The organism is Flavobacterium erigeronis, from assembly GCF_054075165.1.
On sequence record NZ_JBSKGP010000006.1, the window covers coordinates 84,647 to 97,329 of the forward strand.

Annotated in this window: 12 protein-coding genes; all 12 read right to left on the bottom strand. The window is 31.4% G+C overall.

What is annotated here, in order from left to right:
* Positions 1 to 3: 3 nt before the first annotated feature.
* Positions 4 to 3,153 carry an RHS repeat domain-containing protein gene (locus tag ACWA1F_RS13065; RefSeq protein ID WP_456894188.1) on the bottom strand — a complete coding sequence of 1,050 codons (3,150 nt, stop codon included), beginning with the start codon at positions 3,151 to 3,153 and terminating at the stop codon, positions 4 to 6.
* 201 nt (positions 3,154 to 3,354) lie between these two features.
* Positions 3,355 to 4,491: a type II secretion system F family protein gene (locus ACWA1F_RS13070; protein WP_456894190.1), complete on the bottom strand. Its 1,137-nt coding sequence runs from the start codon at positions 4,489 to 4,491 to the stop codon at positions 3,355 to 3,357.
* The gene (locus ACWA1F_RS13075; RefSeq protein WP_456894192.1) at positions 4,481 to 4,957 is read right to left on the bottom strand and encodes a PulJ/GspJ family protein; all 477 of its coding nucleotides are present in this window, start codon (positions 4,955 to 4,957) and stop codon (positions 4,481 to 4,483) included. Before ACWA1F_RS13075 ends, ACWA1F_RS13070 begins: the two co-directional genes overlap by 11 nt.
* Positions 4,939 to 5,283, bottom strand: coding sequence for a hypothetical protein (locus ACWA1F_RS13080; protein ID WP_456894194.1), 345 nt, complete (start codon positions 5,281 to 5,283; stop codon positions 4,939 to 4,941). Before ACWA1F_RS13080 ends, ACWA1F_RS13075 begins: the two co-directional genes overlap by 19 nt.
* Positions 5,271 to 6,560, bottom strand: coding sequence for a hypothetical protein (locus ACWA1F_RS13085; RefSeq protein WP_456894196.1), 1,290 nt, complete (start codon positions 6,558 to 6,560; stop codon positions 5,271 to 5,273). The genes ACWA1F_RS13080 and ACWA1F_RS13085 overlap by 13 nt, the downstream gene beginning before the upstream one ends.
* Positions 6,557 to 7,042: a hypothetical protein gene (locus ACWA1F_RS13090; protein ID WP_456894198.1), complete on the bottom strand. Its 486-nt coding sequence runs from the start codon at positions 7,040 to 7,042 to the stop codon at positions 6,557 to 6,559. Before ACWA1F_RS13090 ends, ACWA1F_RS13085 begins: the two co-directional genes overlap by 4 nt.
* A gap of 3 nt (positions 7,043 to 7,045) precedes the next feature.
* Complete coding sequence (locus ACWA1F_RS13095) at positions 7,046 to 7,999, bottom strand: hypothetical protein (RefSeq protein ID WP_456894200.1); 954 nt, start codon at positions 7,997 to 7,999, stop codon at positions 7,046 to 7,048.
* Between the two features lie 3 nt (positions 8,000 to 8,002).
* Positions 8,003 to 9,004 (bottom strand): hypothetical protein, encoded by a 1,002-nt coding sequence (locus tag ACWA1F_RS13100; RefSeq protein ID WP_456894202.1) that lies wholly within the window; start codon positions 9,002 to 9,004, stop codon positions 8,003 to 8,005.
* A gap of 1 nt (position 9,005) precedes the next feature.
* Positions 9,006 to 9,728 carry a hypothetical protein gene (locus tag ACWA1F_RS13105; RefSeq protein WP_456894204.1) on the bottom strand — a complete coding sequence of 241 codons (723 nt, stop codon included), beginning with the start codon at positions 9,726 to 9,728 and terminating at the stop codon, positions 9,006 to 9,008.
* A 9-nt stretch (positions 9,729 to 9,737) separates the two neighbouring features.
* Positions 9,738 to 10,508, bottom strand: coding sequence for a hypothetical protein (locus ACWA1F_RS13110; RefSeq protein ID WP_456894206.1), 771 nt, complete (start codon positions 10,506 to 10,508; stop codon positions 9,738 to 9,740).
* On the bottom strand, positions 10,509 to 11,546 hold the full coding sequence (locus ACWA1F_RS13115) for a hypothetical protein (protein WP_456894208.1): 1,038 nt from the start codon (positions 11,544 to 11,546) through the stop codon (positions 10,509 to 10,511).
* Positions 11,547 to 11,552: 6 nt separating this feature from the next.
* Entirely contained in the window at positions 11,553 to 12,677 is a 1,125-nt protein-coding gene (locus tag ACWA1F_RS13120) for a hypothetical protein (RefSeq protein WP_456894210.1), read from the bottom strand.
* Between the last annotated feature and the right edge of the window lie 6 nt (positions 12,678 to 12,683).

Below are 12,683 nucleotides of genomic sequence, written 5' to 3' on the forward strand. Positions count from 1 at the left end.
CTGTTAGTTTTTATATTTATAAGCGTTTTCAGAAATTATATTTCCCTCAGCATCTTTAACAAGTTTTAATCGATTTAACTCATCATAGTCATAAGTTGTAATATAACCCTTAGGATCTGTAGTTGTACTTAAGCCAATTAATGGTTTATAGGTATAAGTTGTTATCATTGCATTTGGCAAATTGATTCTCAATTTATTAAGCTCAGTTATCAATGATTGCTCGTCAGATCCATTTGAGAGGTTTTGAATAGTAGTAATGTAAGGATCTACCTGTGCCGAACTTGCATTTTCGATTTTTGCAACTGGCTTTGTTTGGCTGTATCCCCATATATATACAGTCGATGTACCGTCTTTTTTACTAACCTCTTTTAGATTTCCATTTGAGTAGTAGCTTTTAAAAGTTACATCCTCAAAATAATTAACGGATTTTGTAAAGTCAAGCACAGGTTTGCTTTCTTTTAAATAAGAGTCTACAAAAGCTGTATTTGATCGTTCAAGATTATATATTTTTGATTTTACGATATTGGTATTATCATATACATACTCTGTTAATGAAGATGAAATAACTTTTTCTGTTCCATCATTTAATGTCTGTTTTACTTCTATAGGAAATTGCAGGTTATTATCATTCATTGCTTTTAAAACATAGGCAAAACCATTTAAGATATAGTTGTTTTCAGTTTGACACTGACACCAAACGTTATAACAGTTTTGATCTGTTCCGCACTTATACTTGTTATCTATTTCGCATTGTTTTCTATAAGCTACACAATCAACAATGTATTTTAGATTTGTATTGTAATCCGATGGGTACTTGTAATAAGTCGAGAACTCTTGCCCTTTACTATTTGTTGATTTAGTTTTTTTAATAAGATTATTGATAGGGTTGTATTCTGTCTCGTCAACAATTGTAATAGGATTCAACTCATCATTATCATAAGTTGTTGTGATTTTTTTTGAGATATTGTATTGATAACTGAATATTCTATAACTATGACTAAAATCCATTGCCCAGTTGTCTCCAGAACTATATTGATTAAAACGACTAGGGTTTTCGTTATAAAAATAAGAAGTACTGCTTACTTTTTTCTTGTTAGAGTTAAATATACTTAATTCTTTTAATTTTCCTCTTTCTATTGAAGTGTCATCAAAACGAAGAGCATTCATGACATGTGATTTATTATCAGGATTTGCTAAAAAAGTATTCAGGTCAGCTGACTGAAGATTAGTTATATCAGGATTACTAATGTTGGTATTAAATTTTGAAATTTTAAATCCGCCATTTTGATAAACTTCTGCAACTTCAGAATAAGTAATGTAATTATCATTATAGTTCATATAACCAATATTGTTACCAGTGAGAGTATATATCCTCCATTGAGAAGCAGGGTAATTATAATAAACTAATGCGCCAATCCAACCAGACGATGCAGGTCTTACAAAAGTCATTCTGGTTACATATTTTGGCCAAAAATTTACAATACCACTAGATATTCCGGGAGTTGCATTGTTATAATTTTGGATATATTTAAATTCGCGACTACTTATGTTTCCTTTAGCATCGTTATCTGTAATTTTTGAAACTCTGATTCCACCAGCAATTGGAACATTAGTATAGTCATATAACTTTGGAAAGAAGTTATTATCTGATTTTCGTTCTAATTTTTTTGAATACGAATGGAGTTCATATTCAAACTCAGATGTTCCTTTTGTTGGGTAAGTAACAGAAGTTAATACTGCGGTATTTGAATAAGAATTTGGTTCTTGTATACTTGAAGTGTATTGAATATCGCCGCTTTGGCTGAAGTTAAAAGTAGGTAGCTGTAATTCGCCAGTATCATTTCCACCATTCCAAAAACCCCAGTAATCTTTACTGTTTGTAAGTGGGTTGGGCAGAATTTGATTTTGTTTGTAAGTGAACTTATAAGGATTTCCAAATTTCTCTTCAATATCTGTTAAAAATACCCTATTGTAATAATTTTGATATTTAAAATTAAACTCTTTTACTGATTGAGTATCATATTTAACTTGTATCGCATTAAGTTTTAGATTTTTTTGATTGAACCTTTGGTTTAATCCTATACTGCCTAAATCACTTGTATTGTAAAAAGTGAAATCATTTTCAACATAGTCAAAATTAATTGTTGTTTTATCAATAATAATTTTTTCAAGATAAGAAGTTTTTGTTGCAGTATGGTATCTTCCGGATCTAGGTCCTCCTAATCCTTGGCCTGTAGTTTCATTATAGGATAAATTGAACCAGTTTCCAGCATTAAGCAAATAATGTTGAGTGTCACTTGTGGTTCCAGATGGATTGTTGAAGTTTTTGTATTCGTATATAAGTTCTCGTCCATTAGGAGCTTTAACTTTTCGTAAATTCCATGAGGTAATTTTTGGTGCCAGCCCATAGTCGTGATCTAAATCCAGCCCCATTGAATATTCTAAATATTTTTTACTTCCTCCAAATGTGTAAACATAACCTTTAGAATCAGTTATTGTGATTTCAGAATCGACCAATTCAGATTCATGCGTAGCAGCATTACATCTTTGAGCTGCAAATTTACTTAAGTCAACCTTAAAATTTCCGTCTGCTATGACACGAACTTCACCATTGAGATCAAAGAAAAATTTTCCAGAATATCCCATAAAATTGAAATTGAACATATCTGGACTTGTTTCATAATTTTTTGAATTGTACCTTATTTTAATATCAGGTAGAAATACATAATCAGAAGTATTTAAACTTCTATTAAGAAAGGCCTTTTGTTTTGCTAAGGCATAATAACCAGAAGTAATAACTTCCAAACAACCACTGCAAGTTATTGATTGGTCAACCACGTCATCCGGTAAACCTTCTATTGATCGAGTTATACTTCCTCCTGCATTTATATACCAGTCTAATCCAACTGCACTTGATCGCTTGTTAGGCTTGAAACCTGAAGAATTATAATTAATATCAACCCCAAATGAGAAATCGTTATCAGAGTACTTGTAAATAGGTATTGATAAATTTAATGATCCAGTGTACTGTGAAACTGGAATGTTTCCATACCTAATGAAATCATAAGTTTGAGGTGACGGAATATCTATTCTGTCTTGACTATGAGCAAATAGAGAAATAAAAATTAAACTGATTAATAAAATTTTTTTCATTGGCTGATTAGGAATTGGTTTAGATTTTTGTTTCCCAAAACTAATGAATAATTCTATTAAAAAAATTGTTTAAATTTCGATATTGTAAAAAAAAAGTTAATAATTTAAATTTAATAATAGGAAATTATAGCAAAATAAGGGTGTTAGGTGTGTTTTTTGTAGTATTTTAATGTGAATAACTCTTCTAAATTTTATTTTTTACTACCCAATCGCACTACTCAACTGAAACATTGGCAAATACATAGCAACTAATAAAACAGCCACTAATACTCCCACAAAAAGAATAATAAAAGGTTCTAAAACGGTTGTCATAACTTTAGATTGCTGGACTACTTCTTGATTATATTGCTCGCTTAACTGTTTGAAAACATATTCGGTTTGGTTGGTTTCTTCTGCTACTTTTACAAGCGATATGATTCGGTTATCAAAAAGGGGAGTGTTCTTTAGGCTAGAGCTAAGACTGTTTCCTTTTAGGATACTATTTTCGACTTGCTCCAAAGCTTCTTGTAAGGGAACAAACTGAATCATTTTTTTTACCATTTGTATGCTGTTTAAAAGCGGAACCTTAGCTGTTGTTAACAGCGTAACTGCCTGAGTAAATTGTGCTAAGTAAACTTTGGTCATAAAAGGTCCCAAAACAGGAATTTTTACCAGAAAAAAATGAAGCGCTTTTTTGTATTTATGATTGTCTTTAAAAAATTGAGTAGAAGAAATAAAAACAAGTAGACCCAATAGAAAATAGAAACCGTAAGTTTTTGTCCAGATAGATAATTTTACAATGAATTGAGTCAAAACAGGTAACTCCATGTTATTTTGTTTGAATATATCCTGAAACATAGGAACCACATAACTGAGCATAAATATAACTACCAGTACAGCCGTACTTAATACAATAGAAGGGTAGGTGAGGGCAGCGACTATAATTCTTTTTTGCTCATTTTTGCGTTCAAAGAAATGACCTAATTCTTGGCATACTTGTGCTGTAGTTCCTGTCTCCTCACCAATTTGGATGGAATAATATTCATATTCCGTAAATGATTTTGACGCACGCATTGCATCAGAAAATGGTTTTCCGTTTACAACATCATTTAAAATATTCTGTATTAAAGTTTTGTCAGCACTTTTTTTTAATGATTCAATTATCAATGATAATCCTTCTTTAAAACTAACTCCAGCTTTTAGCAATACGGCTAACTCGAGATAAAAAGCCTGCTTTTTTTTATTATTGAAACTCTCTCCAAAAAGTGTTATTTCTTTTTTTAATAATGTTTCGATACTATTAGAACTCTTTGGCTTAACAGTTTTTTTATTTGGGGTGTTTTCGATCTTAAAGGCCATCTTCCTGATTCATAAAAAAGGTTAAATCATTTTTTTTCGAAACAAAAATTCGATAATCTGGTAATTCTGTTTCTGCTAATATTGACAAGGCATCTATTGGCCCGGAAATTATTTCTTTTCCTTTAAATAAAGCTTTGTTTGGAATAATTTTCAGTTTGATAGTATCTTGGTTTCTAAGACTAAAATTTTCTTGAAAAGAATAGGTTACAGTATCAATTTCTGAAGTCATTATTAGAGTTTGTCTACTATTGTCATAAATTATAGTATGGGTTTCATTAAAATCCTGCCACAGTTTTTGTTCAAAAAGTGCTAGTGTACTTGTTTTTTCAAAATTAGTCTGAATAGTGTGTATTTGCTTCTGAACAATTCTTAAAACACTGAAAGCCATTCCAACAACAATAGCTGTTATGATCATAACCACTATTAACTCAGAGAGTGTAAATGATTTTAATTTTCTTGGAGCCATACAACTTGCTGTTTTGTAATTTCTTTCCCAGAAGTACTGTTAACCGCCGAAAGAGAAATTATTTTTTTTGATGAAATGTTTTCTAATTCAATATTGATATTCCAATCTTTAAAATTTTCTTGATAGGGCAGTTTTATAATATTGTTTTGAACTTCATATTCTAATTCACTTATTCTGGTCTCTACACTATGAGTGTTTTTAGAAAAAGTATTAAAAACTAGATTATTCAATATTAAACTGGAAATAATAAAGATGATGACAACTAAAACAGTTGCAACAACAGCTTCAATTAATGTAGCCGATTTTATTTTTTTTAGTATAACCATTTTAAAACAGTTTTAGGTTGTTGTTCTAAAATGATACCGCCGTAAATTTCAGGAATATTTTCGTTTTCGATAGTTGCATTATAAACATGATTCACAAAAATAGATCCTGCCTGGTTGGCTACAAATTGTTTAGTGTATACAGAACCAGAAACGGTTCCTCGAATATCAAAATTACCATTGCAGTATATTTGTCCTTTTATTCTTGAATCTTTTTCTAAAACAATCTGAGTAAGAAAATCTGATTTTTCTTTTGTCTGAAGATAAATTACACTGCCTTTTATAATGCTTCCAGTATCTATAAAAATTTGATTGTCTGGAGTTATACTGTAACTAGGACTTTCTGCTTCGGCATTTTTGTTATCTTGATAAAGCATTAATGCAGAGGGATATGATAAATCACATTTTTTTCCCATTATAATTTTTCTTGAGGCAATTGCCTGAAAGCATCCTGAAGTCTCATCTTCTATTTCAATAATAGGGGCTATTAGAACTACGTCTTTAAGTAGAGCAGTTTTCTTGATTTTTATAGAAGTTTCAGATTTAATTAAAATGTTTCCAGAAAGTATCTTGTTTTCTAGAACTATAGCATTTGCAGAGGAAAATCCTTTTGTTTTATTTTTAAAAGAATTGGTGATTTTTAAACCTGAATTCAAGTTTATATAATCTTCTTGACGAACTATTTTATATTCTTTTAAATAGAAATTGACCGCATCTATTAAACTTTTCTCTAGTTTTGGAAGTTCAGCAGTACTTTTTTCATTTTTACCATAAATTAGTTGGGAACCATAATAACTATTTCCGGCTATGTATCCAGAGTTTACTCCCTGACGAGGAAGATAGGCTATGCCTTTTATTTTTGTATTTCCGACAACAGTTAATGCATTGTGGGTTTCCTGCAGGTAGAGAGTAGGAGATTTATCTGCTGTTAGCATAGAACCGATAATGGCAGTTTTGACAAACGTTTTTTTTCTAAATTGCGTTATTGTAATGCCTTTTTGAAATATTCCCCATTGGGACAGGTGTGTTTTAATGGTTTGATTTTCCTTTTTTAGAAAATCAATTTTGGCGGTATCAGTATTTAATTCTTTTTGCTCTAAAAGTGATTGAATTCCAATATCAGCAATTTGAATATTTTCAATAGCTCCTTTTGATTGCTCTTTCATGTAAATAAAAGTATAGGCATATAAAACCAATCCCGCTAACAATAGAGCAATTAATACAGCAATAAAGACTGTAAATTGTAAGGCACCAGATTTTATTTTCAGTTTTAGTTTCAATCCTGAAGCATTATAATATTAAGGTTACCTTTATACTTGACATATATAGATTCTTTATCACCAGATTTTAGAAAAATTTCATTTTCAGTATCTCCAATTTTCATGTAATGGGTTTTGTTATCTATAAGAAGTATATAAAGAGTGTTTTTTCCTTTAGAATCAGCAATTACACCTTTATAAATGATTTTTGGCCATACCAAAGCTTCTGCCTGTTTTGCTATTTTAGGTGCCGTTGCATGTTTTTTTTGAGGCTTTGAATTGGTTTCATTGACGTACATTTTGCCTAAAAATGGATCTCTGTAATTGACATTGATAGTAAAAGATTCTCTTTTATTAATTTTAATTGGCTTAAAAGTAAATTCTGGATTATCTGGCGCTGTAGTCTCATCTGGATTAGTAAATGAAAAAAGCTGAAATAGGACAGCACCCCAAACAAGTAAAACAAGAGGTAGTAAGATATATATGTTTTTTTTGTTTTTCATAATTTATTTCTGGGTAGATTCTTTCTCTAATTTTGCAACACGCAAAGCTAAACTTTTTAATGATTCAATCTCTTTCGATTGCTCTTCAATTTTTTTATTCTGCTGAATAGAATAAAGTGTCAATTCTTCAATCTTCTGCAAAAGTTTCGCATTCATTTCTCCCAGATTAATTCCGTTTTTTAAGACTTCTTCTTCATTTGGAATATTTTCCAAGTGGCCCTTTTCTGCAATATGTTTTTCTACTTCTTCAAGTGTCGGCAAATTATACTCTTTTTTAAAAACAAAATCAGACCAGCCCGTCATATCTACTTTTACTTCTTTGGAATGGATTGTACCATTAACATCTAGTTTGTGGTTTGGTACAATCATACCAATTCCAACATTTCCGTTATCCATAATAGTAAATCGATTCGTACACATTCCTCCTCCACAACTTAAATTGTCATATGCCCAAAATTGTAAGCTGTTTCCATATCCTCCCGTCATGTTATATATCATCCATGTACTTGCAATTCCATTACCGCTTTTAGTGGGATTTATTAGCTGGATATGTCCGCCAGTATCATTTGAAATAGAACTCAAGATAGCTCCATTCACAAATTGATTTCCTGTAAAAGAGTTACTACCTCGTGTAGCAAGCTCTATCCAATTAGTATTTTGGGCAACTAATCCTGTAGCTATTTTTCTAAAAAACAATCTATCATTTACTGTGAAGGCAGATCCTAATTGTAATTGATTATTGTTTTCTGGGTTTCCATGTCTCATAGTAAATAAATGCTGCCACTCACTGCTACTGTCCGGCGTTTTTCCATTTGGATTAGAAGCTCCATACAAACCCGATAAGAGGGGAACAGAAAAGTCAGTTATATAAGGCGCGTATCCACTTGCTATTTGCTGAGAATAGGAAATAATTGAGGTGAAAAATAAAGTAATTATAGTTGTCGTTTTGATACTCATAATTTATTTGTTAGATGATATTTTACTTTTAAGATTCTCTATTTCCTCACTCTGTTTTTTAATCTCTCTTTTCATTTCAATCATATATATTGTCATTTCTTCAATTTTCTGCAAAAGCTTTGAATTCATTTCTCCCAGATTAATTCCGTTTTTCAGGACTTCTTCTTCACTAGGAATATTTTCCAAGTGCCCTTTTTCATTAATATGTTTTTCTACTTCTTCAAGTGTGGGCAGATTATACTCTTTTTTAAAGACAAAATCTGGCCAGCCGTACATATCTACTTTTACTTCTTGCGAATGTATAGTACCTTTTACATCAAGTTTGTTTTTAGGATCTACAATCCCAATACCCAAATTTCCATTTGCATTTAATGTCATTTTTATTGAAGACCAGTCTGATGAGCCAATTTTTGAAGTGTACCAATTGTGGCTATGATCTTCGGTAGCAGGAATACCTTTAGTTTTCCAGTGCCCAGCGTAATAGTTTATATTGTTACCATAGCTTCTTATCATTCCATCATAATCACCATCGATTCCCAATTCAAGACTTGAATAATTTGTTAGTCCGCCCACTCTTATTCCTGCAATACCATTTGCTCCTCCAGAACCGACATTGACATTTAACAAAGTTTCTGGCGCATTTGTTCCTATTCCTACAAATCCATTTATCAATTGATTTCCTGTAAAATAGTTTTCACCAAGACTAGTTATTATTTCATTCCATGGATTCCAAAAACCACGGTCTCCATTTCTAGTTCTAAAGGAAATACGATTTTTTGAATAATCAGAACTTATTTGTGTGTCATAATTATTGTATTCATATCCTCCATAACTAATAAGCGAACCGCTCCAAGGGGTCCCAGCTGATGGATAAGAAAAAGTATAACCACCTTTAAAAGCATCAGCCATTCCTGGAGATGAAATATTGCTGGTTGGATTTAAAGTTTGGGCATGTGTATAAAATGATAGAAGTATACTTAACAAAAGAAATTGTTTTTTTTTCATTTTATTTAATTTTAGAATCAAGCATTTTTTTTAGAATTTCTATTTGTATATTTTGCTTTTCATTTTGTTTTTGATTTTCTTTCTTCATTTCAATTATATACAAAGTCAATTCTTCGATTTTCTGTAAAAGTTTTGAATTCATCTCGCCCAGATTAATTCCGTTTTTCAAAACTTCTTCTTCACTTGGAATATTTTCTAAGTGGCCTTTTTCTGTAATATGTTTTTCTACTTCTTCAAGTGTTGGCAAATTATACTCTTTTTTAAAGACAAAATCTGACCAGCTCGAAGCCGTTACTTTAATTTCTCTTGCTCCAATTGAACCTTCTACAGCTAATTTATGAGATCCAGTTGTTGTTGTGCCAATTCCCACATTTCCAAAAACATCTGTCATTAATAATTGTTGCCATTTTCCCCACTCAGGACTTAACGGATATGCATTTCTATAAAAAACTCCACCATTATTGAAGTTTAATTGGTGGTTAGCACCACCTGAGTTGTCTGTGTCTTCCCATTGTGCAATGGTTAAATTAGTTGAATATGGTCCGCCTCCAGGAACGCCTATTACACTTCGATCTTTAAAATCTGCCCTAATCGAATGTTCGATAAAATTAGGAGCATCATTAACAGCTCTAGTATCATTTATAATAAGAGAAGTTGAACTTTGAGCATAAAATAAATTAGAAAGGCAAAATGTAAATATTAATAAGACAGTATTTTTTTTCATATAGATATTTTATTTTAGTTGTTGTTCAATTTTTGAAAGCCTTTCAGCTAAAGACATAAGAACTGTTTTTTCTTTTTCCAATTCTTTAATTTTATTTTCTTGAGAAGAAATTTTTTTATTTTGCTCAATAATGTACAAAGTCAATTCTTCAATTTTGAGTAGTAGTTTAGAATCCATTTCTCCCAGTTTAATTCCGTTTTTTAGAACTTCTTCTTCACTTGGAATATTTTCTAAATGCCCTTTTTCAGCAATATGTTTTTCAACTTCTTCAAGAGTTGGCAGATTATATTCTTTTTTAAATACAAAATCGGACCAGCCAGTCATATTTACTTTTATTTCTTTAGAATGAATGGTGCCGTTAACATCTAGTTTGCTTTGTGGGTTTATAATTCCTATACCAATATTGCCACTGGGGCTAACTCTCATTCTAATTTCTGCCGTTGTACTAATACCGTCCCACGTAAGAAAACTGATTCCTTTATTATACGAATTACTTATGTTGTCATGGGAAGTACCCTGAATCATTAATTCGCCATAATTATTAAAAGGAAAAGCGCCTGATCCATTTTCAGGAAATCGTCTTGTTCTGTAAATAAGAGGAGTAGCCCAATATGCATTAGTTGCTGTCCACATTTCGGTGTTGTTTTCTGTTTTAGGAATTGTTGTTGAAGAGGCTAAAATTGCATTTACGCTATTATCTGCTGATGTAATAATTCCTTGTGCTTTTGTACTTTGAAAATTTACAAGAGCTAGTATTGCTATGAGTGTGAATATTTTCATTTATTTTTTTTTGATGTTGCTTTTTTTTAAATCAGCATTTTCTTTTTCAACTTTTTCCAATCTTTTATTTTGTTCAATAACATACAATGTTAATTCTTCTATCTTTTGCAAAAGTTTAGCATTCATTTCTCCTAAACTGATTCCGTTTTTTAAGACTTCTTCTTCACTTGGAATATTTTGTAAATGTCCTTTTTCTGCAATATGTTTTTCTACTTCTGCAAGTGTAGGCAGATTGTAATCTCTTTTAAAAACAAAATCTGACCAATTCTCCATATTTACTTTTACTTCTTGTGAATGTATAGTCCCTTTAACATCCAATGTGTTTTTAGGATTTGAAATTCCTATTCCAACATTCCCGTTTGAAGAAATTCTCATTCTTTCTTGCAATTGTGAAATTGTAGGGTTATCAATATTTCCTTCCCATCCAGAATAAAAAACAAGCGCTTTTCTTCCATAATTCTGATCATTTATACCTCTTAATGCGACACCATTATTAGTTTCATAACCGCCAGTTAAAAGTAAATACGGAGTACTGGTATTATTATCTCCTGTAGCGGCGTGAATTCTAAGTCCAGCATCAGAATTGGAGGCATTAATTTGAAATTTTGTTTCAGGATTATTTGTTCCTATACCGCTATTTCCCGCTCCACCTATTCTTAAATTACCAGAAGATGCTACGTCACTTTTTGAATCCAATAAATTTCTCCATTCTCCCCATGTATTTTCATTGTAAAATGCGCTCCTATACATAATTTGCCCTCCATGCCAGTTATTATTAAAATAGAGTTGAGAAACAAGATGTGCAGCCCTGCCATAAATCTCTAATAATGAGCCATATTGTGAAGGAGCACTAGCACCATTATAATTATCCCAAAGTTTTAATGACATAGGTGTTATGCCAACTCTTGGCAGACTATTAAAATCTTTTTGTTCGGTAGACCACTTTAAACTATTTGAGCCTAGGTTGCCATCAAATGTTTGGCCGTAGATAAAAGAATGAACAGTAATGCTGAATGTCAGAAGTAATATTTTTTTCATTTCAATTTATTTTGATTGCTGTTCTAATTTTGATACTCTTTCAAAAATAGAAAGAAGAGATTCATTTTGTTTTTTTAATGTGTCAATCTGATCTTTACAGTTTTGAATTTCATGAACTAGGTTATTATTTTTTTTGTCCTGTTCAATTGCGTACAAAGTCAGTTCTTCAATCTTCTGTAAAAGTTTAGCATTCATTTCTCCTAAATTGATTCCGTTTTTTAAGACTTCTTCTTCACTTGGAATATTTTCTAAATGTCCTTTTTTTGCAATATGTTTTTCTACTTCTTCAAGAGTAGGGAGATTATATTCTTTTTTGAAAACAAAATCAGGCCATCCAATCATATCCACTTTTACTTCTTTGGAATGAATTGTACCGTTTACGTCGAGTTTGTTTGCCGGATTTCCATTTCCAATTCCCACATTTCCATTGTCCATAATTGTGAAACGATTGGCACACATTCCGCCAGCACAGCCCAAATTATCGTAAGCCCAAAACTGTAAACTATTACCATAACCACTTGTCATATTATAAATGTTCCAACTACTGGCAGTACCATTTTCTGTTTTTAAAGGATTTTTTAGCACAATTTGCCCTCCAATTACATCAGAAATCGAGCTTATAAAGGCACCATGAGAAAATGTATTGCCGGCAATTTCTAATTTGTGACTAGCATTTATAACATCTATACCTACATTCCCAGAAGAGCCTATACTTAAAGCCTGTTTATCTATTCCTGAATTAGAAACAACATTGAGTGATAAAGCATTATCAAGTAATCTTAAATATGATCCTCCTCTCACAGGATTTAACAATTTTAATAATCCGTTGACTGTTGTATAATTGCTAATATTATTTCCGATACCTACTCCAGTGTAAGTTAGTCCGGGCTCACTAGACCATAACATCAGATCGGCCTGATTTTCATTAATTCCTCCGCCAGTTGAATGAAGTAAAATGCGAGAATTGTTATGATTGCCTTGAACTGTTAAAATATTAGATGGAGCATTAGTACCAATACCAACAAAATCATTTCCTGAAACTCCTTGAATTGTACCTGCCGGAGTATAAATTTGTGCTTTAACAGAAATTATTGAAATGATAGTTATAAAAGCAATAAGTTTAATTTTCATACTATA